The organism is Spongiibacter thalassae (assembly GCF_012272835.1).
Taxonomy (GTDB): Bacteria; Pseudomonadota; Gammaproteobacteria; order Pseudomonadales; family Spongiibacteraceae; genus Spongiibacter; species Spongiibacter thalassae.
Genome location: NZ_JAAWWK010000002.1, coordinates 922,198 through 945,317, shown reverse-complemented (window position 1 = coordinate 945,317; position 23,120 = coordinate 922,198). Strand labels below are relative to the sequence as shown.

Genomic DNA, 23,120 nt, shown 5'->3' with positions numbered 1-23,120 from the left:
ACAAATGGGTACTGCTTTAAGTGTCGCTGCAAACAAAAGTGTAGTTTTAACCTTCGCTTTCCTCAATTTCGGCCAGCAGCGGGTGACCACTCTCTCTGGCATATTGATTCACTTGATTGGCTTTGGTTTCAGCAATGTCTCGGGTAAATACGCCGCAAACCCCCTTGCCCTTGGTATGTACCGTTAACATCACCTGGGTCGCCTGCTGGCGACTCATGTAAAAGAAGTCTTCCAGCACCTCCACCACAAACTCCATGGGGGTGTAATCATCATTCATCAACACCACCTTATACAGCGGCGGCTTTTTGAGTGTAGGCTTGGCTTCCTGCACCGCGATACCGGTGTCGCCACTGCGACCAGGCTTGTCCTCGCCACTCATTTTCACTTTCTGGAACTGCATATTTACCGTTTACCTGAGCTTATCATTCACTGGAGGCTCAACAATAGGGAAATCCACCGAGATATACCTGTAACAAACCTCTACTTGACGCCAAGCTCCCAGTGTTTTAAAAATGGGAATTAACGCGGGGAATGCGCAGGCAATTCCACGTAATCTTAGGGATAACTATAACGAGAAAGCAGGGTGTAAAGCTATGCAAAATGGTGTTGTAAAGTGGTTCAATAACGCCAAAGGATACGGATTTATCCTCTCTGAAGACGGTGAGCAAGAGGTGTTTGCACACTACTCTGCCATCTCCATGGAAGGCTACAAAACACTCAAAGCGGGCCAGACAGTGTATTTCTCCGCCGAGAACGGCCCCAAGGGTCTGCACGCGGTCAGCATCAAAGCCGGCGACGAAACAGAAGCTCAAGCCGGCTAAATCGTCTGCACTGAGCAATCCCCACCCTACTCACGCTCGCGACAGGCGAGCGCTGCCACTGCACGCCTCTATAACAGGCAACACGAATCCTGTTGAACATGAGGAGGCAACACACTGAATCTAAAGCAGATTTAAAAAACCGAAAGGTCGAGCCGACCCTGAACAGGGTCGGCTGAAAGCATTTACATATGCTTGATAATGGCGTCGCCAAACTCGGAACACTTCAGCAAGGTCGCACCTTCCATCAGACGCTCAAAGTCATAGGTTACCGTCTTGGCCTGAATCGCACCGTTCATACCGTCGATAATCAGGTCAGCGGCTTCGTTCCAGCCCAGGTGGCGCAGCATCATTTCCGCAGACAGGATCAGTGAACCGGGGTTAACCTTGTCCTGACCGGTGTACTTGGGAGCTGTACCGTGGGTAGCCTCGAACAGGGCAACAGTGTCACTCAGGTTTGCACCGGGAGCGATACCGATACCACCGACCTGGGCAGCCAGCGCGTCAGACAGGTAGTCGCCATTCAGGTTCAGCGTAGCAATAACGCTGTACTCGTCGGGACGCAGCAGTACCTGTTGCAGCATCGCGTCGGCAATCACGTCTTTAACAATGATTTCCTTGCCGGTGTTGGGGTTCTTCAGCTTGACCCAGGGGCCGCCGTCGAGCAGCTCGCCACCGAACTCTTCCATTGCCAGTTCATAGCCCCAGTTCTTGAAAGAACCTTCGGTGAACTTCATGATGTTGCCTTTATGAACCAGAGTCAGTGAAGGCAGGTCCTGGTCAATAGTGTACTGAATGGCCTTGCGCACCAGGCGCTTGGTGCCTTCTTCAGATACAGGCTTAACACCGATACCACAGTTTTGCGGGAAGCGGATTTTGGTCACACCCATTTCTTCCTGCATGAAGTTGATCACTTTATCAGCTTCAGGAGTGCCCGCTTTCCACTCAATACCCGCGTAGATGTCTTCCGAGTTCTCACGGAAAATCACCATATTGGTCTTGCCTGGCTCTTTGACAGGTGAAGGAACACCTTCAAACCAACGCACCGGGCGCTGACAGACATACAGGTCGAGCTCTTGACGCAGCGCAACGTTCAATGAACGGAAGCCACCACCTACTGGCGTGGTCAACGGGCCTTTGATCGCTACCGCGTACTCTTTGATGGCGTCGAGGGTTTCCGCAGGGAACCAGTCGCCGTCATACATCTCAGCAGCTTTCTCGCCGGTGAAAATTTCCATCCAGCTGATTTTTTTCTTGCCGGCATAGGCTTTCTCAATCGCTGCGTCCACAACGTTGATCATTACCGGAGTAATATCGACCCCGATGCCATCACCTTCGATAAAAGGAATAATTGGCCGATCGGGTACGTTCAGGGAAAGATCCGCATTAACGGAGATTTTCTCACCCTCTGTAGGTACCTTGATATGTTGGTATCCCATTTTTGACTCCATGGTTTATCGGTTAGTATCTGAGCTCGTAAAAAGGCGGCCGCAGAGCGTTTCCACTGCTACAATGCCGACACAATAGACTGCTGTCAGCGAGCACTTTAGACATAGCTTTTCTCAAAAAGCGCGGCATTATACCACTTTATAGTCGAATTTCTTCCATGAATGACCCCGAATCTACGCCGGATCTTATACTTTTTAACAAACCTTTCCGCGTAATGAGTCAATTCACCGCGTCGGCGGACAAGGAAACCCTCGCCAACTACATCAATATCCCTGCGATCTACCCCGCAGGACGCCTCGATTACGACTCCGAAGGCTTGATGGTGCTCACCGGCATCGGTAGCTTGCAGCATAGCATCAGTCACCCGCAGCACAAGTTGGCGAAAACCTATTGGGCGCAGGTCGAGGGCGAGGTCGATGAGCACGCCCTCTCCCGCCTACGCAACGGCGTCGAGCTAAACGACGGCCCTACTGCACCGGCCGAGGCACAACGTATTACCGCACCGGACTCCCTCTGGCCCCGGCAGCCGCCGGTGCGATACCGCGCCGCCATTCCCACCAGCTGGATTGCTCTGACCATCACCGAGGGACGCAATCGGCAGATCAGGCGAATGACCGCTGCCGTCGGCTTTCCCACTCTGCGCCTGATCCGCGTGGCTATAGGCCCCTGGCAACTGGGCACGCTCCAACCAGGCGAATATCAGCCTGTGATGCTAACCGCTGCTCAGCGCACCAGCCTGCTCCCCCAGGGCAAGCGAGCGGAGAATCGCACAACACCCCGGCGACGAACAGGTCGCCCAACGGGGAAAACGCCCGCGCACCGGCCTGGACGCCCGTCCCGGCGAAGATAGGGCCTGTGCCCTTATAAGCCCCCCTGTTACAATGGCGTCCTTTTATAGGTAGAGGCAGTTATGGCTTGGCAGCCCCACGTCACCGTCGCCACCATTGTCGAGAATGACGGAAAATTTCTGATCGTTGAGGAAATCCGCGAAGGGCGGCACGTTTTCAACCAACCCGCGGGGCACCTCGAACAGGGCGAATCCCTGCAAGAGGCCGCAATACGGGAAACCCTCGAGGAAACCCAGTGGCGAGTGGAACTGCAGGGCGTGATTGGCATGGGCCTGTATACCGCTGGCAGCAACGGCGTCACCTATCACCGCAGCACGTTTTTCGCCAAACCAGTGGCCTTTTGCCCCGACAGCCCTCTGGATGCCGACATCCACCGCGTGCACTGGATGACACCGGAAGAACTCCGTGAACACCGCCCCATGCTGCGCAGCCCTATGGTACTGGACTGTCTGGAGCGCTACCTCGACGGACACCGCTACCCCCTGAACATGATTTACGGAAATTGTTAATGACCGCTGCACCGTTCAAGCTGAGTGACAAAGCCCCCGCCGACACCCGCGTAATAGTCGGGATGTCAGGTGGCGTAGACTCCTCCGTCGCCGCCCTCCTCCTACTGCAGCAGGGCTATCAGGTCGAAGGCCTGTTTATGAAGAACTGGGACGAAGACGATGGCACGGAATACTGCACCGCGATGGAAGACCTCGCCGACGCTGCAGCAGTTTGCAAAAAACTCGACATCTATTTACACACCGCCAATTTCGCCAAGGAATACTGGGACAATGTGTTCGAGCATTTTCTGGAGGAATACCGCGCGGGACGCACCCCCAACCCGGACATCCTGTGCAACCGGGAAATAAAATTCAAAGCCTTTCTGGAGCACGCTCTCAGCCTCGGTGCCGACGGCATTGCCACCGGCCACTACACCCGGCGCAGCGCGCACACCACCGGCACCCAACTCCTCAAGGGCCTCGATCCGAACAAGGACCAGAGCTACTTCCTCCACGCTGTGTCCTCGGAACAACTGGCCAGAACCCTGTTCCCAGTGGGCGAACTGGAAAAACCCGCCGTGCGCGCACTGGCCGAAGCCCACGAACTGGTGACCCACGATAAAAAGGACAGCACCGGCATCTGCTTTATTGGCGAGCGCCGCTTCAAGGACTTCCTCCAGCAGTACCTGCCCGCCCAGCCAGGCAAAATCGAAAGCCTGGACGGCAAGGTAATGGGCGAGCACAGTGGACTGATGTACCACACTATTGGCCAGCGTCAGGGGCTGGGCATCGGCGGCGTACGCGGCGCCGGAGAGGAGCCCTGGTATGTGGTGGAAAAGGATCTGCAACGCAATGTATTGGTAGTCACCCAGGGCAGCCAGCACCCGGCACTGTTCAAAAACTGCCTCAGCCTGTCCAGCATTCACTGGATAGACGGGCAGGAACCCGAGTTGCCCCTGCGCTGTCAGGCCAAGACCCGCTACCGGCAGCAGGATCAGGACTGCGAACTGATCGCCACCAACGCCGGTTACGAGCTGCGCTTCGATGAGCCCCAGCGGGCGGTCACACCGGGACAATCCGCCGTGCTTTACCTCGGCGAACACTGCCTTGGTGGCGGCATTATTGAAGCGGGGCACAATCGCTGATGTTTAGCCGTCCAAGCCCTGAACAAATTCGTGAACAGACCCTGGCACTGGCTGCTGTCGTGCAGGCAGTCAGTCAGGTAGACCAGATTGCCCGAACCGGCCTGGCGGAACCTGCCGCACTTGAGGCGAGTATCCACAGTGTGCTCAGCTTTGAAGCGAGCAATACCATCGCCATTTTCGGCGGTGTCGAAGCACTGGAGGTCGGGTTGCGCGCACTGCGGGATCTACTCAGCGGCAACGACTATGGCGAGCGCCGGGCAGTCACCCGTTACTGCATGGGTGCACTGTACCTTCAGGGACAGTTGCGCAAGGACGACGCCGCGACCGCCATCGTGCGCAACCGCTTGCAGCACGCCGGTAGAAGCCGGGACTTTGGCAGTGATATCAACGCCCTGTGCCTGAACCTTGCAGACATTTATCAAGACACACTTTCCAAATATCGCTTTCGTATCCAGGTCGGCGGCAGCGCCCAGCACCTGCAAAACCCGACCAACGCCGCGCGCATTCGCGCCCTGCTACTGGCGGCGGTTCGAGCCGCCTACCTCTGGCAACAGGCCGGCGGCAACCGCTGGACACTGATTTTGCGCCGCAACCGGCTTTTTACCGAAGCCAAGCACATTTTGAACACTGAAATCGCGCACTGAGCCGTGTATCATTGCGCCCTTGCTTACAGCCCCTCCTGCGTTTAGATAAGGTAAACAGATTATGGATTTGTCCGCGCTTTCTGCAATTTCTCCGGTAGACGGCCGCTACGGCAGCAAAACGGCCTCGTTGCGCCCGGTATTCAGCGAATACGGCTTGATAAAAAGCCGCCTGATAGTGGAATTGAGATGGCTGCAACACCTGGCGGCAAATCCGGGCATTACCGAGGTTCCCAGCTTCTCTGCCAACGCCAACACCTTTCTCGACACCATGATTGCCGAGTTCGGCGAGACCGAGGCTGCGCGGGTGAAAGCCATTGAGGCCACCACCAACCACGACGTGAAGGCCATCGAATACTTTATCAAGGAGAGCATTGCCGACCAGGCCGAGTTGGCCGCCGTGTCCGAGTTCGTTCACTTTGCCTGTACCTCAGAGGACATCAATAACCTGTCCCACGCACTGATGCTGAACGAAGGCCGCGCCGTATTATTGGCCGACTGCGACCAGATTATTAACAAACTCGCCGAACAGGCGCGGGAATTTGCCGCTGTGCCAATGCTGTCCCGCACCCACGGCCAAACCGCCAGCCCGACCACTATGGGCAAGGAATTGGCCAATGTAGTCGCGCGGCTGCGCCGTCAGCGCCAGACCATTGCCGAGGTCGAGCTGCTGGGCAAAATCAATGGCGCGGTGGGTAATTACAATGCCCACCTCTCGGCCTACCCGACACTCGACTGGGAAGCCCACGCCAAAAGTTTTGTGGAATCGCTGGGGCTGAACTGGAACCCCTATACCACTCAGATCGAGCCCCACGACTACATCGCGGAATTGTTCGACGCCGTCGCAAGGTTTAACACTATTCTGATCGACCTGGACCGTGACATCTGGGGCTATATCTCCCTGGGTTACTTCAAGCAGCGCACTATTGCCGGTGAAGTCGGCTCCTCGACCATGCCCCACAAGGTCAACCCCATCGACTTCGAAAACTCCGAGGGCAATCTGGGTATCGCCAACGCAGTGCTGCAACACCTGGCGGCGAAACTGCCGATCTCCCGCTGGCAGCGCGACCTCACTGACTCCACCGTACTGCGCAATATGGGTGTTGGCTTTGCCTACAGCATGATCGCCTACCAGGCCACGCTCAAGGGCCTGGGCAAGCTGCAATTGAACCCCGAGCGCCTGGCTGCGGACCTCGATGCCGCCTGGGAAGTTCTCGCCGAACCCATCCAGACGGTAATGCGCCGCTACGGGGTGGATGAGCCCTATGAAAAGCTCAAAGCGCTGACCCGTGGCCAGACTATCAACCGCGACACCCTGCGGGTATTTATCGACGGACTGGAAATCCCGGAATCCGCCAAGGCCGAACTGCGGGAACTGACCCCCGCCAGCTATATCGGCAATGCGATCGCCCAGGCCCAGCGGATCTAGGCTGTGCCACTGCAAGGCGTTGATACCCAGCACTTCCTCGACACCTGCTGGCAGCGTAAAACCACCGTTTTACGCGCCGCCCTGGCCGACTTTGTCTGCCCGATTGACGGCGACGACCTGGCCGGTCTGGCCTGCGAGGAAGACGTCGACAGCCGACTGATCGTGCAAGAGGGGCAGGAGTGGCTGCTGCGTCACGGCCCCTTTGGCGACGCCGATTTCGGCGAGCTTCCCGCCGATAAGTGGACGCTGCTGGTGCAATCCGTAGACCAGTGGATACCGGAGATCGCCAGTCTGCTGGCTGACTTCCGTTTTATCCCGCGCTGGCGTATCGACGATATTATGGTCAGCTACGCCAGTCATGGTGGCAGCGTCGGCCCTCATTTTGATCAATACGATGTTTTTTTGATCCAGGGCAGCGGCCAGCGCCGCTGGAAACTGGGTCAGCACTGCGACGACAGCAGCCCGGTAATGAATCATCCCGATTTGCGCCTGCTCAGGGATTTCGACGAGCAGGAAGAAGTTGTGCTGTCCCCGGGAGATATTCTGTACATTCCCCCCGGCGTCGCCCACTGGGGCATCGCCGAGGGCGACGACTGCATTACGCTTTCTGTTGGCTTTCGCGCCCCTTCCGAAGCAGAATTACTCAATAGCTGGAGCGCCGACCGAGAGACGGTATTGGACGACAGCGAGCGCTTTCGCGACCTCCCCCTGCGAGCCGATGCCCACAGTGCCCGTCTCCCCACCGAACTGGCCGGGCAATTGCGCGAAATACTGACGCGCGGACTGGAAGACGACCAGGCCCTGCTCGGCTGGTTCGGAAAAATGATGACCGAGGTCAATCCGGCCCAGCTGTTCAGTAACGACCCCTTGACCGCAGCCGAGTTCAGCGAACACCTGAACACCTTTCCGCTAAGTTTGCGGCCCGGCTGTCGGCTGGCCTTCGATGACCACCAGCTCTTTATCGACGGCCTCGCCTACCCCTATCCCGCCGACTACCGCGACGTTATCAGCCAGTTTTGCCTGTGTGAGGGAGAAATTCCCGGTGGGCTACTGGCGGCTCTGCCAACCCAGCTACTCCACAACCTGTATCAAGCTGGCAGCGTGTATTTCGACGATGATTCGAATTCAGAATACTGACTGGCACAGCCACAGTGAGCTGCTGAGCCGTATACGCTACACCGTGTTTGTTGAAGAGCAGCAGGTGCCTCCGGCCCTGGAGCTCGACGAACACGACGAGCACGCCGATCACTTTCTGGTTTTTTCCGGTGATACCGCCGTCGCGACCGCCCGCTTGCTGGACGACGGTGGCGTTGGGCGCATGGCGGTACTCGTTGAACACCGCGGCCAGGGTATCGGACTGGCCCTGATGAGCCATATTATCGATCGTGGCCGCCAGCTCGGCTTCGAACGACTGCACCTGTCGGCCCAGGAGCACGCCCTGCCCTTTTACGGCCGCCTCGGCTTCATTCCCGTCGGCGACAGTTACCAGGACGCTGGTATCCCCCACCGCACCATGACCCTGGCACTCAACCCCGGCCCAAGGCAAGCCGTCGCCACCGAGCACTTTGCCGACGCCGCCTTTACCTGCGCCTGTCAGGCCCGGCGACGCCTGCGTATTTTCAGCCAAAGTCTGGAACCCGAGCTTTATGCCAATACCTTCCTTGTCGGGGTGATATCGCGGCTGGCCCGGCGCCACCGAATCACCGGCGTAGACCTGCTGATGTGCGACGACCAACCGCTACGCGAGGGCTTTCACCCTTTGCTGGCGCTCAGCCAAAAACTGAGCAGCAGCATCGAGCTGCGGGTAGTAGACCCAATACATACCAGCGAGAGTCAACATTTTTCGGTGATTGCCGATGACCAGGCGATATTCGCCTATGGCAGACACAAGGACGCTCCCGGCTGGCTGGCGGTGAATTCGCCAGCCCAGGTGAAAGAGCCTCTGGAATCCTTTCATCGAATGTGGCCACAGGGCACCACATCGCCCTGGCTGCGCCGCCTACCCTGAATTCGGCTATTCCCCCAGCACTACACCCAGCTCATTCTGCTGATATACCAGCGGATAGCAGCGCAGATTGCGGCAGGGCTCCTCGCTGTAATGGCGCAACTGACCATCAGCGATAGCAAAACGATAACCATGCTGGGGACATACCAGCTCATCGCCAACGACATCCGAGGCGCTCAGTGGAAAGGCGCGATGGGGGCAATTGCTCTCAATGAGATAGCGTTGACCATCCTGTTGCAGCAACATCAGCTGATGGTTATCAATTTTGAATACCTTGCGGTAGCCGTCAAAAAGATTCATCAGTTTTTCCAGACTGTAATACCGCATAAACGCGTCGTACTCCGCGACAACTATCGCCTTGGGGATTAATAGGGCCTGTAACTACCCACTAAATTGTACCCGCTGGGACGGAAGTTTGCCCACCATCGGCAAACTCAAGGGGGTTAGCGATCGATCCGCGATCCTATTGGGTCTGGGCCGCGTCACTGAGGTATGATAAAAAGCCGGCATTCAAGACACTTTGATAATTGAGATCGCGATGACCCTGGACAGCAAGCTACCCCATGTGGGCACCACTATTTTTACCACCATGTCACAGATGGCGGCAAAGAGCGGCGCCATAAATCTCGCCCAGGGTTTTCCGGACTTTCCCGCCCCGGCTTACCTGCTGGAGCGTCTGGCCCACCACGGCCAAGCAGGGCTAAACCAATATGCGCCCATGGCCGGGGCGCCCCCCCTGCTCTCTGGAATTGAACGATTGTCGGCACGCTGCTACCAGCGATCGGTGGACGCCGAATCGATGGTCACCGTGTGCTCCGGTGCCACGGAGGGGCTGTTTGTTGCCATACAGTCACTGGTGCACAGCGGCGATGAAGTGATTGTGTTCGACCCCTGCTACGACAGCTATGCGCCAGCGGTGGAGCTGGCGGGCGGCTCCTGTGTCCATATTCCACTTATGCCCCCAGCGTATCACATCGACTGGCAAGCGCTGGAATCATCCATTACACCCAGAACGCGGTGCATCATCGTCAACAGCCCCCACAACCCGACGGCCACCTGCCTGGATCGAGCCGGGTGGCTGGAACTGGAGCGCATCGTGCTCAAGCACCAACTGTGGCTTATCAGCGACGAGGTCTACGAGCACATTGTGTTTGATGGTGCCGAGCGCCTCAGTGCCAGTTGTTTTCCCGCATTGGCAGAGCGCACCGCGATCGTCTCCTCTTTTGGCAAGTCCTTTCACTGCACGGGCTGGAAACTGGGCTACGTCATCGCCCCGCCGGAGCTGACCGCAGAGTTTCGCAAAATCCACCAATATGTGACCTTCTCCAGCTTCACTCCCGCCCAGTACGCTATCGCCGATATGTTGACCGAACACCCCGAACACATCGACGAACTGGGGAGTTTTTATCAGCAGAAGCGAGACCTTTTTGTTCGTGAACTGGCGGGCAGTCGTTTGACCTTGCTACCCAGCGCCGGCACCTATTTTTTGCTGGCGGATTACAGCGCGATCAGCGACCTCGATGATATGGCCTTTTGCCGCTGGCTGACCACAGAGCGCGGTGTTGCTGCCATACCGCTATCGGTGTTTTACCAAAGTCCACCGGACACCCGCATTATTCGCCTGTGCTTTGCCAAGGGCGATGACACCCTGATTGCCGCGGCGGAGAAACTATGTCAACTGTAAAACTGTGCGCCATTCAGAGTGAGCTCGTCTGGCAGAACGCCCCGGCGAACCGTGCGCAATTTGAGCGTCTGCTGCCAGTGTGCAAAGGCGCCGATGTTATTGTGCTTCCGGAAATGTTCAGCACCGGGTTCTCCATGAACAGCGAAGACATTGCCGAAGCCGCCGACGGGCCTACCAGCCAGTGGCTGCTGGCCCAGGCCGCACATTATGATTGCGCGATAAGCGGGTCTGTCGCCGTGCGCGAGAACGGGGAGTTCTTCAACCGTTTATTCTGGGCCACACCCGATGGCACCCTTAGCCACTATGATAAACACCACCTGTTTCGCATGGCCCGGGAGCACGAGCACTATTCACCGGGCCAGCGCCGGGTCGTGGTGGAATGGCGCGGACTGCGCTACTGCCTGCAAGTATGCTACGACCTGCGCTTTCCGGTGTTTTCCCGCAACCGTGATGACTACGATGTATTGATCTATGTCGCGAATTGGCCCGCCCAGAGGGCCTACGCCTGGCGCACCTTGCTACCCGCCCGTGCGATTGAAAATCAAAGCTATGTTGTCGGAGTCAATCGCGTCGGCAGCGACGGCAACGGCCATCCCTACAGTGGTGACAGTGGAATTTACGACTTTATGGGCAAGCCAATGGCATCACTGGCTGAAGGGAAAGCAGGGATTTTGCAGGCTGAGCTGGACGCAGGGGCACAGAACCAGTTTCGACAGAACTTTCCCGCCGCACAGGACGCCGACCCCTTTGAGTTGGTCGAGCGCTGACATCACGCCTGGCAACAGCCCCCCGGTAGACGACAATACCTAACGCAGAAAACCGTTCTAAAAACCAACAAGGCCCCGCGGGTAAGCCAGCGGGGCCTTGTCAGTTAAAACCTCTCGGGGCTCAACCCCGCCACCCAGCGTTATGCGCTGGAATAGCCGGGGCTTTGCTGCGGCTTACTTCTTCAGTTTTTCCGCCAGGAACAACCAGGTCTCCAACACCGAATCCGGGTTGAGCGACACGCTGTCGATCCCCTGCTCCATCAGCCACTGGGCAAAGTCAGGGTGATCAGACGGTCCCTGACCACAGATACCCACATACTTACCTGCCTTTTTACAGGCCTGGATGGCATTTTTCAGCAGCTCCTTAATGGCCTCGTTGCGCTCGTCAAACAGGTGGGCAATCAAGCCGGAGTCGCGATCCAGCCCCAGGGTAAGCTGGGTCAAATCGTTGGAGCCAATGGAGAAACCGTCGAAGTGCTCGAGGAATTGCTCCGCCAGAATCGCGTTGGCGGGCAGCTCGCACATCATAATCACCTTCAAGCCGTTTTCGCCCCGCTTCAGGCCGTTCTCCGCGAGGAGGTCGATAACCTGTTTGGCCTCACCAACGGTACGTACGAAGGGCACCATAATCTCGACATTGCTCAGATCCATCTCCTCCCGAACCCGCTTGAGCGCACGGCATTCCAGCTCGAAGCACTCCCGGAAGCTGTCGGAGATGTAGCGCGAGGCACCACGGAAGCCCAGCATGGGGTTTTCTTCCGAAGGCTCATACAAGCTGCCGCCGATCAGGTGGGCGTACTCATTGGATTTGAAATCTGACATCCGCACGATGACACGCTCGGGGTAGAAGGCACTGGCGATGCTGGAAATTCCTTCCACCAATTTTTCGACATAGAACTCCACCGGATCGCTATAGCCAGCAACCCGACGTTTTACCGCCTGCTGCACATCCCGCGGCAAGGTATCGAAATTAATCAGCGCCTTGGGGTGAACGCCAATCATCCGGTTGATAATAAACTCCAGACGCGCCAGACCGACACCGGCGTTGGGGTAGGCCTGGAAATCAAAGGCCCGGTCGGGGTTGCCCACGTTCATCATAATTTTGAAGGGCAGCTCGGGCATGGCATCGAGCTTGTTGCGGCTGATATTGAACTCCAGCATGCCCTCGTACACCATACCGGTATCACCTTCCGCACAGGATACTGTGACTTCCTGACCGGTTTTCAGGCGTTCGGTGGCGTCGCCACAACCCACAACGGCGGGGATGCCCAGCTCCCGGGCAATGATCGCCGCGTGGCAGGTACGGCCACCCCGGTTGGTGACGATGGCAGAGGCCCGCTTCATCACTGGCTCCCAGTCCGGGTCGGTCATGTCGGTAACAAGCACATCGCCCTGCTGAACCTCATCCATCTGCGCCAGGTTGTCGATGACGCGAACCGGACCCGCGCCAATACGCTGACCGATTGAGCGACCTTCACAGAGCACATTGCCCTTTTCCTTGAGCAGGTAGCGCTCCATCATATTGGCGGATTCGCGGCTCTTGACGGTTTCCGGACGGGCCTGGACGATGTACAGCTTGCCGTCATCGCCATCTCTGGCCCACTCGATATCCATCGGCCGACCATAGTGCTTTTCGATAATCAGCGCCTGACGGGCCAGTGACATCACTTCGTCGTCGGTAATACAGAATTCGCTGCGATCAGCCTCGGGCACCTCAACGGTTTCCACCGACTTGCCCGCAGAGGCCTCACTGCCGTAGACCATCTTGATCAGTTTGCTGCCAAGGTTACGGCGCAGTACTGCGGGACGATTTTTCTCAAGGGTGGCCTTGTGTACGTAAAACTCATCGGGGTTTACCGCGCCCTGTACAACGGTTTCACCCAGGCCGTAGCTGGCGGTGATAAACACAACGCCATCAAAGCCGGATTCGGTATCCATAGAGAACATGACCCCGGCGGCGCCGGTTTCGGAACGCACCATGCGCTGAATGCCTGCGGACAGTGCGACATCGGCGTGTTCAAAGCCCTTGTGCACCCGGTAGGAAATCGCGCGATCGTTGTACAAAGAGGCAAATACCTCCTTGATGGCGATCATAATATTGTCGAGGCCGTTGATGTTCAGGAAGGTTTCCTGCTGACCCGCAAAGGAGGCATCGGGCAGGTCTTCAGCCGTCGCCGAGGAGCGCACCGCACAGGCCATTGCCGGATTGCCGTCAATCATTTTGGCGTAGGCGGTGCTAATCGCCTCGTTCAGTGGCGCTGGAAAGGGGGTATCGACGATCCACTGACGAATATCCCGGCCCACTTCCGCCAGTTTTTTCACGTCGTCAATATCCAGGTCGTTAAGCGCCGACTGGATGCGATCGTTCAGACCACTCTGCTCAAGAAAGTCGCGATAGGCCTGTGCGGTGGTGGCAAAGCCATCTGGCACCGATACGCCGGCATTCGACAACTGGCTTATCATTTCACCCAGCGAGGCGTTTTTGCCCCCGACTCGCTCAACATCGTTCATGCCCAGATCGCGGAACCAGATTACGTATTCAGCCATTGGTATTTCTCCGTTTTGCAAAGCGTCGGCCCAGCAGTTATAAGTGTGTAATAATTTGATGCAGTGATAGTAGACCAGCTATTCTGGAAATTCCCGTCGAGATTCTTCGGCTATTTGGTAAAAAAACTACATGACACGCACCGTATTCTTTATTTCAGACAGTACCGGCATCACCGCCGAGACCCTGGGCAGCAGTCTTTTATCCCAATTTGAGCAGCAAAAATTCGAGCACGTCATCGTGCCTTACGTAGACTCCATTGAAAAAGCCCAGGCCGCCGTGGAAAAAATCGACCGGGTTGCCAAGGAAAGCGGCGAGCAGCCCATCATCTTCGATACCCTGGTTAACGCGGATATTCGCGCGGTGATCGCCACCAGCAGCGGTTTTATTATCGACGTGCTGGCGCACTTTCTCGGACAACTGGAAACCGCGCTGGGACAAAAGCCCTCCAGCACGGTAGGCCGGGTGAAAAACGCCGACCGCGACGCCCGCTACAAAAACCGTATCGATGCGGTCAATTTCGCCCTCGACAACGACGACGGCGCCCGTATCAACCGCTATGACCAGGCCCAGGTGATTCTTATCGGGGTATCCCGCAGTGGCAAAACCCCGACCTGTCTCTACCTCGCCCTGCAAACCGGGGTATTCGTTGCCAACTATCCCCTCACCGAAGAGGATCTTGAGGAGCGTCGGCTGCCCCGTCCGTTGGCGGAATACCGCGACCGCCTCTACGGACTGACCATTGAACCCGAGCGCCTGTCAGCGATTCGCAGTGAACGCCGCCCGAACAGCCCCTATGCCAGCCTGCGCCGCTGTGAAGACGAGGTGCGCGACGCCGAGGCCCTGTTCAGTCGCTTTGGTATCCCCTATATCGACACCACCCATGCCTCAGTGGAAGAAATCGCCACTCGCATCCTGGTTGAAACCGGATTACGGGGCCAGCGCTCACAGTGAACGACTCCGTATCAGCCATTGGCAACAGTGTCAGTCGCGCCAACACCGGGCTGGTTCTACCCGGCGGTGGCGCCCGCGCCGCCTATCAGGTGGGCGTGTTAAAGGCCCTGGCCGAGATCCATGACAAACGCCACAACAATCCCTTTCCCATACTGGTCGGCACCTCGGCGGGGGGCATCAACGCGGTGTCTATTGGCGCGGGGGCCCACCACTTTGTCGGTGCAGTACGCACCCTGGAAATGATGTGGCGGGACCTCACCACCCAGAAAATCTATCGGGCGGATGTCTACGGGGTGATCCGCAACGCTATTCGACTCGGGGTTTCCCTGTTCAATGCGGGTATCACCGAAGGCCGGCCCGTTGCCCTGCTGGACAATAGTCCTCTGCGGGAACTGTTACAACATCACATAGACTTCGACGATATCGGTCGCAATATCTACAACGGCGACCTCGACGCACTGTCGCTTACGGCGATGAATTACACTCTCGGTCTGTCTGAAACCTTTTTCCAGGGCGGCCCTCAGCACGCGGGCTGGCAGCGTTGGCGCCGCCAGGGTGTGGCCACCCCTATACAGCTACAGCACCTGATGGCCTCAACCGCGATTCCGACCATCTTTCCACCCGCTAAAATCGGTCGCTACTATTATGGCGACGGTGCGCTGCGGCAGTTGACGCCAATCAGCCCTGCGATCCACCTCGGGGCGAATCGAGTATTGGTGATTCCGGCCAACGGCCACAAACGGGTCTACCACCACCGGGCGAAACCGATCCAATCCCCCGCCTTTGGGCAAATCATTGGGCAACTATTGAACAGCGCCTTTATCGACAGTATCGAAACCGATATCGAGAGACTGGAACGAGTCAATGAATTGCTGACACTGATCCCCGAAGACAATATGCAAATGATGGGGCGGGCGTTGTTGCCAGTGGACTGCCTGGTGGTGAGCCCCAGCGAGGATATCGACGCTATCGCCGACGAGCATATCAGCGAGTTGCCCCGCAGTTTACGCTTTTTTATGGGCAGAACCGGGGCCAACCGTGGCGGTAATGTCAGTATCGCCAGCTACCTGTTGTTCACACCGGAATACTGCGGGAAATTAATTGATTTGGGCTATAACGACGGCATGACCCAGCGAGAGGAGCTGGAAAAGTTTCTTTACCGGCAGTAAACAGCCTTTTCATGAACGCGATGGAGAAAACAACGCGAGGCTATTTAACCCCGACGATGGCGTAAATGCCCTTGAAGCGCGCGGCGACTTCGCCGCGCACGATAACCTGTGAACACAGCTCGATTTTCCCCCGACCGCGGTCGTCGAAGCTATGGAAAAAATGCTCCCACTGGTCATCCAGAGCGGGCACCGACTCAGCGACGATATCGTCATTCACCGGCAGCAGATAATCAATTTCCGCTTTGGCAACCACAATGTCGGGATCCAGCCCCGCCTCGACACAGCGCAGATAGACCATACCCCAACAGGTCATCACGGCAACGACATAGATGCTACCGCCAAAGGCCGTGAGCTTGTCATTAATACTGGGCGCCAGAGGCGCATGTAAACGCAGAGACTGGCCATCATAGCGATCAACCGCCAACTCCATATGCTGGGCCGTAGGCAGGTAGGCAGCAATAAACTCGTCCAGCTTGTGGCTAATATCGGCGGGCATGGCAATTCAGGTCTCTTTTTTATCGCTAAACAGCAGCTCAATTAAACGTTGTGCCGCAAGGAATGGTGTCGTTTCACCATTGGTCACCTTCTGGTTGAGCAGCGGCATTTCTGCCTTCACCTGGGGGTGTTCCTTTAACTTCATATCCAGCATTTCGTGGAGCAATTTGCTCATCCACTCACGGGCCTGGCGAGCACGCTTTTCACTGAGTGAACCGTTTTTAGTGGCGTCGATTTGAAAGCCGCTGATCATCCCCCAAACCGCTTCAATATTTTCCTGCTTCAGGGCCGAACAACTCATCACCTGAGGCGTCCAGAAGCTGTTGTGGCGCAGCAGATGCAGCGCGTTCTGGTAATGGCGGCGGGTCTGCTCAGCGAGATTGATACTCTCGCCATCGGCCTTGTTAATCACCAGAGCATCGGCCAGTTCGATAATCCCCTTTTTTATACCCTGTAGTTCATCGCCGGCATTGGGCAACATCAGCACCATAAAGAAGTCCACCATACTGGCGACCTCGTATTCGGACTGCCCTACCCCAACGGTTTCCACCAGAATCACATCGTAACCGGCGGCTTCGCAAAGCAGCATGGTTTCCCGGGTTTTCAATGCAACACCGCCCAGAGATCCCTCCGAGGGCGAAGGCCGAATAAAGGCATCGTTGCTGCGGGACAGTAGCTCCATGCGGGTTTTATCACCCAGAATGGAACCGCCGGCAATCGGCGAGCTGGGGTCAACCGCCAATACCGCAACCCGCTTGCCCTGAGACACCAGATACAAGCCAAAGGCCTCGATAAATGTCGATTTACCGACCCCGGGGATACCGGTAATACCAATGCGGATACTATTGCCGGTTTGAGGAAGAACCGCTTCAAGCAGTTCCTGCGCCTGACTGCGGTGCTCCAGCTTTTTGCTTTCGACCAGAGTGATGGCCTTGGCGAGGGCGCGGGAATTACCGGATGTGAGAGCGTGTATGTCTATCATATGGTTGCGAGACGCAAGACGCGAAACGCAAGACGCTTACGCCCGTTGTTCAGCGTCTTGCGTCCAGCATTTCGCGTCCGGCGCTGTTAGCCCTTATACGCTTCGTTAATAGAGTCCAACACGCCGCGTGCAGCCAGCGGGATCTTGGTGCCGGGACCAAAAATACCCTTCACACCGGCCTGGTAGAGGAAGTCGTAGTCCGGGCGCGGAATAACGCCACCTGCGACTACAATAATGTCGTCAGCACCGGCCTTTTTCAGCTCTTCAATCAACTGTGGCACCAGGGTTTTGTGACCGGCGGCTTGCGACGATACTCCAACCACGTGCACGTCGTTTTCCACTGCCTGCTTGGCGACTTCTTCAGGGGTTGAGAACATCGGTGACAGGTCGATATCAAAGCCGACGTCGGCAAAGGCCGTGGCGATAACTTTCGCGCCGCGGTCGTGGCCATCCTGACCCATTTTGCACACCAGCATACGCGGACGACGGCCGTGTTTTTCGACAAATTTCTCGATATCGCTGGTGATGCCCTGCCAGTTTTCGTCGTCCTGATAGGCGCTGCCGTAGACACCGGAGACGGTTTGCGCCTGGGCGTTGAAGCGACCAAACTCACGCTCCATGGCAAAGGAGATTTCACCCACTGTGGCGCGAACGCGGGTGGCCTTTACAGCCAGATCAAGCAGGTTGCCTTCGCCGGTCAGCGCGCACTGGTAGATCGCTTCCAGCGCGTCTTCCACAGCGGCTTCGTCGCGAGAGCTGCGAATGCGAGCCAAAGCCTCTACCTGAGACTGACGAACTTTCTCGTTGTCGATATCGAGAACTTCAACATCGTCTTCTTCATCGAGAATGTATTTGTTGACGCCGACGATGACGTCTTCACCGCGGTCGATACGTGCCTGCTTGCGCGCGGCGGATTCTTCGATGCGCAGTTTGGGCATCCCGGTTTCGATCGCTTTTGCCATGCCGCCTTTTTCTTCGACTTCGGCAATCAGCTCACGGGCGCGGTCAGCAATTTCCTTGGTCAGTGACTCCATCATATAGGAGCCGCCCCAGGGATCAGCAACCTTGGTAATGCCGGTTTCTTCCTGAATAACCAGCTGGGTGTTACGGGCGATGCGGGACGAGAACTGGGTCGGCAGCGCGATCGCTTCGTCCAGTGCGTTGGTGTGCAGCGACTGGGTGCCACCAAATACTGCGGCCATCGCTTCGATAGTGGTACGCACGATGTTGTTGTAGGGGTCTTGCTCAGTCAGCGACCAACCGGAGGTCTGGCTGTGAGTACGCAGCATTTTCGAGCGCGGGTTTTTAGGTTCGAACTCTGACACGATTTCCGCCCACAACAGACGCGCCGCGCGCATCTTGGCGATTTCCATGTAGAAATTCATGCCGATGCCCCAGAAGAAGGACAAACGACCGGCGAACTTGTCGATATCCAGTCCAGCGGCGATGGCCGTGCGGATGTACTCCTTGCCATCGGCAAGGGTGTATGCCAGCTCCAGGGCGGCATCGGCACCGGCTTCCTGAATGTGGTAGCCAGAGATCGAAATTGTATTGAACTTGGGCATATTATCCGACGCATAGGCAATGATGTCGCCGATGATTTTCATCGACGGCTGCGGCGGATAAATATAGGTGTTACGCACCATGAATTCTTTCAGGATGTCGTTCTGGATGGTGCCCGACAGCTGGTCCTGGCTTACGCCCTGCTCTTCGGCAGCCACGATGTAACCCGCCAGCACCGGCAGCACCGCACCGTTCATGGTCATGGACACCGAGACCTTGTCCAAGGGAATTCCGTCGAACAGCACTTTCATGTCTTCAACAGAGTCGATGGCCACACCGGCCTTACCGACGTCACCGGTCACCCGTGGGTGATCCGAGTCGTATCCACGGTGAGTCGCGAGGTCAAAGGCGACCGACACACCCTGGCCACCGGCAGCAAGTGCCTTGCGGTAGAAGGCATTGGATTCTTCAGCGGTAGAGAAACCCGCATACTGACGAATCGTCCAGGGACGACCGGCATACATGGTGGGCTGCGGGCCGCGAATAAACGGCTCTATGCCTGGCAGTGTATTGGTAAAGGGCAGATCAGCGATATCTTCTGCGGTGTAAAGCGGCTTTACATCGATGCCTTCGGGGGTGTGCCACACGAGGTCATCCAACGTTTTATTGCTGCGTTCAAGGGTCTTGTTCGCCAGCTTTTTCCACTCTTCTACAGAGCTATCGGGGGCTTTGTAATCTGCCATCTGTGTTTACCTGTCAGTTGATTTTGCGGTTCTCGCCGTCTCTATACGGACGGCTGATCGCCGATGGGATGAATTAGTGGTGGTCTTCCGCTGGCTGATTGATTTCAATCAACACACCATCACAGGATTTTGGGTGAATAAAGATAACCTGGCAACCGTGGGCACCGGGCGACGGCGCATCCGACAAAAACTGGTAGCCCTTTTCCTTCAGGCGGGCAACATCGGCATTGATGTCGTCGCTACGGAAGCACAGGTGATGGATACCACCGGGTTTCTTTTCCAGGAATTTGGCAATCGGACCTTCGCCGTTCAAGGGGTGCACCAGCTCGATACTGGTCGGCGGCAGTGGAAAGAAGGCGGTAGAGGTTTTCGCGCTTTCAACGTCTTCTGTGCCCTCAAAAGGCAGGCCGAAATCTTCCATGAAGCGTTTGATCGCTTTTTCCAGATCGGGAACCGCAATGGCAATATGGTCAAGTGCTGTAATCATAGATTCAACTCCAATGTAATCGCTATACGCCCGACGAAGAACGGAAAACGCCGACTACGCGTTTCCGCCTCCGTCAGGCGACTCTCGCCCTTAAACCAGGCCCTGCAGGAACTGGGCGGTCTTGGCACGGCGCTCGGCCGCGACTTCCTCGGGAGAGATTTCCTCGATTTTCTCGTCGGGGCTGACTTTGAACAGCGGCTGCCCTTTCTTGATAATCACTCCGTCGCCGTCGATCAGTACTTTCTCAACGGTACCGGCGAAGGGAGCAACAACCTTGTTGAACATCTTCATTACTTCGACGATGTACAGGGTATCGCCCGCCTCGAAGTGGTCGCCTTCGCTGACGAACACGTCCATACCCGGCGCTTCACGGGGGTAGTACATACCGCCGCTGGCAGCGAGAATTTCATCGGACTTGGCCGCTGGCGGCGGTACCAACACTTTGGCCATACGCTTCTGCAAAGCTTCGTCAGTGAGGCGCTCGGGAATAGTGATGCTGAGATCATCATTCACCGCCAGCTCACAGAAGCCGGTGGCTTTACCGATATGGGCCAGAATGGCCAGCAGCTCAGTACCGGCCATATAGCCTGCGTGGGCACTGCGTACGCCACTCCACTCTTCGTTAGAGAAGCCCGCCGGTGCGGCGTCTTTGGCCAACAGCGCCTCGGTCTCGGTATAGTCGGTGGTGCCCAGGCGCTCCGCCAGGGTGTTGTAGAAGCCAACCGCCGCCGACAGGATTTCATGATCGTGGTCCCAGATCATGTAGCGCGCCGGTTTGCCCGCTTCGAAATCCATATTCAGGTAGTGGTACAGACGGTCGAGGAGCAGAATCGGGTTCTCTGACCAGGTCACGCCGTCACTGCCAACAGACACGGTGTCCTTGTTAATGCTGAGCCAACCCGCCATGTAATGAGGCTCGGCAAACAGGCGTTCCAGCGGACGGATAACCAACAATTGCTTGGCGTCCAGCACCGACGCCCACGCCGCTGCGGTATCGGCTGCGCGATTGATGTACGACTGGCGAATCTGGCCGTAGGCGTATTCCAGATCAATCTGGTTCGCCTGCTCTTTCAGCAAGCCCACCGCAGTCAGATAAGGCACGATAAAGCGCGTGCTTGGGCGCGCGTTAATGCCGTTGCCGATAAACCAGTGTACCAAACCGTAGTGGAACTCCAGGTTGGTCGCCAGATCTTTACCGCGCAGTTCAGTGCGACGCAGAATTTCGGCAAGACGCTTGTAGCTGTCCATGCGGGTTTCACCGGTGGTCAGCAGCAGTGCGATGTTGGAGTCATAGGCCCCGGCCAGATGGTATTTCATGAATACATCGGTGTCGGGGTTGTGGGTAGAGATACCCTGGTCGTCACGAATCTCGCCAACAATCGCATTAGACCAGTTTTCAATCACCCCGCCCGCGTGGGGCTGGAGCGCTTGGTTGGTCGCGTTCATCCGCGCTTCTACCGAGGTTTTTTCCCGCAGCAGACGCTCTGGCTTGGGCAGACGCTTGCCGTGACGGGCCAGCAGCACCATCACTTCAACGAGGCTTTCAGCAATAAAGTAATCTGCGGGATTTTCGGGGTTAGTGAACTTGAGCTTGTAGCACAGTTCGGTTACCCGGTGTTCTACCTGAATCCGCGTGTTCATTTCCATGAAGTAGTGGGCTTCACCGTCAACGATACACTCAAAGGTACCGACGGAGTCCAGCTTCACCGCTTGGCCGAATACAGCGCCCTCTTCTTCCATGCGCTGCAGGATCACCAGATCCTTTTTCAGCTGCTCGGCTTCACCGGTGCTACCCGCTGCTTCTGCCGCAGCAATAGCCGCGACCAGCTCTTCTTCGGTAACGGACACTTCCAGCAGTTTCTGCTCGTGCATTTGCAATGAGCAATCGCGACCGCCCATGGTCATGCACCATTCACCGTTGCCCACTACCTGGATTTCCTGGTGGCGGGTGGTGTCGATGTTCATTTCGATCAGGACGTTTTTGTTGTCGCCCACACCGTTGGTTTTCAGCTCGATCAGACACTCCAGCACCAGCGAAGGTACATTGGCAGCGGCCTTTTCGACTTTTTCTTCCAGGCTGGCGCCTTCGTAGGAGTTCGCAGACTGAAGAATACGCTGACCTTTACCACCACCACCGGCGATGGCTTTCAGACGGAAGCGGTTGTTGGGCTTTTCCGCCAGCATACGCTTGGCTTCAACCTTCAGGGCTTCGCCGATGTCCTTGGCGTCGATAATATCGATACCGGCATCGTACGAGGCGGCCAACAGAGCCAGAGCCTGCTCCTCCTCGTCCTTGCACTGACTGAAATCCACTGACAGATTATTGTCCTTGGCACACTTGGCCAGACCGTCCTTGCCGTATTTGGCGAACAGAGCCAGGCTGGTGGCGTTGTTGACACCGGGGGTCACCGATACGCCGGTTTCCAGTGCGGTGCGCTTGGCCTGGTCTTTCATGCCCGCAGATTTCTGGGTGAAGGAACAGGGGCCGATAAAGTTCAGTCCGGCCTCTTCCATCGCTTCAACCATCTCGGCATCTTCCGACATAAAGCCATAACCGGCAAAAATCGAGTTATAGCCGTTGTCGTGGGCGATGCGGATAATCTGCTGTATGCGGCGATTACGCTCTTCCTTGTTGGCCCCGGTGTAGTCTGGCACGCGGTGGACGCGATCGGGATCGGTCAGGGTACGCAACTCGGGAGCAAGGGCGTTGGTGTAGGTGATGGAGTCCTTCTCGGACAGCAGAATGCCGTAACCGTGAATGCCCATTTCGTCGAAGACATCCATCGCTTCCTTGCGAATCGGACCACGACAAATAATGAGTGGTTTCATATCCTTACAGGAGAAACTTCTCACCCACTCTGATGCGGATTTATCCAGCTGACGATCTTTGTGGGTCAGCGGATTGTTTAAGTAATAATTGTTACTGGTCTGCACGTTGAATAACCTCGTAAGCGAATCGATTAGCGTT

21 protein-coding genes are annotated in these 23,120 nt (G+C 56.7%); 12 read left to right on the top strand and 9 right to left on the bottom strand.

What is annotated here, in order from left to right; genetic code table 11:
• Positions 1–46: 46 nt before the first annotated feature.
• Positions 47–400: an ATP-dependent Clp protease adapter ClpS gene (gene clpS / locus HCU74_RS08695; protein ID WP_246864487.1), complete on the bottom strand. Its 354-nt coding sequence runs from the start codon at positions 398–400 to the stop codon at positions 47–49.
• A gap of 193 nt (positions 401–593) precedes the next feature.
• On the opposite strand from clpS, the gene HCU74_RS08690 reads away from it, so the two are divergent.
• On the top strand, positions 594–821 hold the full coding sequence (locus HCU74_RS08690; protein ID WP_168449986.1) for a cold-shock protein: 228 nt from the start codon (positions 594–596) through the stop codon (positions 819–821).
• Positions 822–1,003: 182 nt separating this feature from the next.
• Here the strand turns inward: HCU74_RS08690 and icd are convergent, their stop codons facing one another.
• Positions 1,004–2,257 (bottom strand): NADP-dependent isocitrate dehydrogenase, encoded by a 1,254-nt coding sequence (gene icd, locus HCU74_RS08685; RefSeq protein WP_168449985.1) that lies wholly within the window; start codon positions 2,255–2,257, stop codon positions 1,004–1,006.
• Positions 2,258–2,424: 167 nt separating this feature from the next.
• Here icd and HCU74_RS08680 point away from each other — a divergent pair, with 167 nt between their 5' ends.
• From HCU74_RS08680 to HCU74_RS08650, 7 genes are all read left to right on the top strand, one after another.
• Complete coding sequence (locus HCU74_RS08680) at positions 2,425–3,117, top strand: pseudouridine synthase (RefSeq protein WP_168449984.1); 693 nt, start codon at positions 2,425–2,427, stop codon at positions 3,115–3,117.
• A gap of 60 nt (positions 3,118–3,177) precedes the next feature.
• Positions 3,178–3,624, top strand: coding sequence for an NUDIX hydrolase (locus HCU74_RS08675; protein WP_168449983.1), 447 nt, complete (start codon positions 3,178–3,180; stop codon positions 3,622–3,624).
• Positions 3,624–4,748: a tRNA 2-thiouridine(34) synthase MnmA gene (gene mnmA, locus HCU74_RS08670; protein ID WP_168449982.1), complete on the top strand. Its 1,125-nt coding sequence runs from the start codon at positions 3,624–3,626 to the stop codon at positions 4,746–4,748. The genes HCU74_RS08675 and mnmA overlap by 1 nt, the downstream gene beginning before the upstream one ends.
• Positions 4,748–5,392 (top strand): high frequency lysogenization protein HflD, encoded by a 645-nt coding sequence (gene hflD / locus HCU74_RS08665; protein WP_168449981.1) that lies wholly within the window; start codon positions 4,748–4,750, stop codon positions 5,390–5,392. The genes mnmA and hflD overlap by 1 nt, the downstream gene beginning before the upstream one ends.
• A gap of 61 nt (positions 5,393–5,453) precedes the next feature.
• Positions 5,454–6,818, top strand: a complete 1,365-nt coding sequence (purB, locus tag HCU74_RS08660) for an adenylosuccinate lyase (protein WP_168449980.1) — start codon at positions 5,454–5,456, stop codon at positions 6,816–6,818.
• Positions 6,819–6,821: 3 nt separating this feature from the next.
• Complete coding sequence (locus HCU74_RS08655) at positions 6,822–7,955, top strand: JmjC domain-containing protein (protein WP_168449979.1); 1,134 nt, start codon at positions 6,822–6,824, stop codon at positions 7,953–7,955.
• On the top strand, positions 7,933–8,826 hold the full coding sequence (locus HCU74_RS08650; RefSeq protein ID WP_168449978.1) for a GNAT family N-acetyltransferase: 894 nt from the start codon (positions 7,933–7,935) through the stop codon (positions 8,824–8,826). The genes HCU74_RS08655 and HCU74_RS08650 overlap by 23 nt, the downstream gene beginning before the upstream one ends.
• A gap of 6 nt (positions 8,827–8,832) precedes the next feature.
• On the opposite strand, the gene HCU74_RS08645 is transcribed toward HCU74_RS08650, so the two are convergent.
• Complete coding sequence (locus HCU74_RS08645; protein WP_246864486.1) at positions 8,833–9,123, bottom strand: Rieske (2Fe-2S) protein; 291 nt, start codon at positions 9,121–9,123, stop codon at positions 8,833–8,835.
• A 238-nt stretch (positions 9,124–9,361) separates the two neighbouring features.
• On the opposite strand from HCU74_RS08645, the gene HCU74_RS08640 reads away from it, so the two are divergent.
• Together HCU74_RS08640 and HCU74_RS08635 are read left to right on the top strand one after the other, a co-directional pair.
• The gene (locus HCU74_RS08640) at positions 9,362–10,507 is read left to right on the top strand and encodes a methionine aminotransferase (protein WP_168449976.1); all 1,146 of its coding nucleotides are present in this window, start codon (positions 9,362–9,364) and stop codon (positions 10,505–10,507) included.
• Positions 10,495–11,274 carry an amidohydrolase gene (locus HCU74_RS08635; protein WP_168449975.1) on the top strand — a complete coding sequence of 260 codons (780 nt, stop codon included), beginning with the start codon at positions 10,495–10,497 and terminating at the stop codon, positions 11,272–11,274. Before HCU74_RS08640 ends, HCU74_RS08635 begins: the two co-directional genes overlap by 13 nt.
• A 174-nt stretch (positions 11,275–11,448) precedes the next feature.
• Here HCU74_RS08635 and ppsA read toward each other — a convergent pair whose 3' ends face one another.
• On the bottom strand, positions 11,449–13,821 hold the full coding sequence (ppsA, locus tag HCU74_RS08630) for a phosphoenolpyruvate synthase (RefSeq protein WP_168449974.1): 2,373 nt from the start codon (positions 13,819–13,821) through the stop codon (positions 11,449–11,451).
• Between the two features lie 130 nt (positions 13,822–13,951).
• Here ppsA and ppsR point away from each other — a divergent pair, with 130 nt between their 5' ends.
• Positions 13,952–14,773: a posphoenolpyruvate synthetase regulatory kinase/phosphorylase PpsR gene (ppsR, locus tag HCU74_RS08625; protein WP_168449973.1), complete on the top strand. Its 822-nt coding sequence runs from the start codon at positions 13,952–13,954 to the stop codon at positions 14,771–14,773.
• A complete protein-coding gene (locus HCU74_RS08620; protein WP_345889668.1) occupies positions 14,770–15,942 on the top strand; it encodes a patatin-like phospholipase family protein in 1,173 nt (390 codons plus the stop codon). The genes ppsR and HCU74_RS08620 overlap by 4 nt, the downstream gene beginning before the upstream one ends.
• A 40-nt stretch (positions 15,943–15,982) precedes the next feature.
• On the opposite strand, the gene HCU74_RS08615 is transcribed toward HCU74_RS08620, so the two are convergent.
• The 5 genes from HCU74_RS08615 to HCU74_RS08595 all read right to left on the bottom strand — a co-directional run bounded on the left by HCU74_RS08615 (position 15,983) and on the right by HCU74_RS08595 (position 23,086).
• Positions 15,983–16,438, bottom strand: coding sequence for a YiiD C-terminal domain-containing protein (locus HCU74_RS08615; protein WP_168449972.1), 456 nt, complete (start codon positions 16,436–16,438; stop codon positions 15,983–15,985).
• A 6-nt stretch (positions 16,439–16,444) separates the two neighbouring features.
• A complete protein-coding gene (gene meaB / locus HCU74_RS08610) occupies positions 16,445–17,419 on the bottom strand; it encodes a methylmalonyl Co-A mutase-associated GTPase MeaB (RefSeq protein ID WP_168449971.1) in 975 nt (324 codons plus the stop codon).
• An 86-nt stretch (positions 17,420–17,505) separates the two neighbouring features.
• Positions 17,506–19,665 carry a methylmalonyl-CoA mutase gene (scpA, locus tag HCU74_RS08605; RefSeq protein ID WP_168449970.1) on the bottom strand — a complete coding sequence of 720 codons (2,160 nt, stop codon included), beginning with the start codon at positions 19,663–19,665 and terminating at the stop codon, positions 17,506–17,508.
• Between the two features lie 73 nt (positions 19,666–19,738).
• On the bottom strand, positions 19,739–20,152 hold the full coding sequence (gene mce / locus HCU74_RS08600; RefSeq protein ID WP_168449969.1) for a methylmalonyl-CoA epimerase: 414 nt from the start codon (positions 20,150–20,152) through the stop codon (positions 19,739–19,741).
• 90 nt (positions 20,153–20,242) lie between these two features.
• On the bottom strand, positions 20,243–23,086 hold the full coding sequence (locus tag HCU74_RS08595) for an ATP-binding protein (RefSeq protein ID WP_168449968.1): 2,844 nt from the start codon (positions 23,084–23,086) through the stop codon (positions 20,243–20,245).
• Between the last annotated feature and the right edge of the window lie 34 nt (positions 23,087–23,120).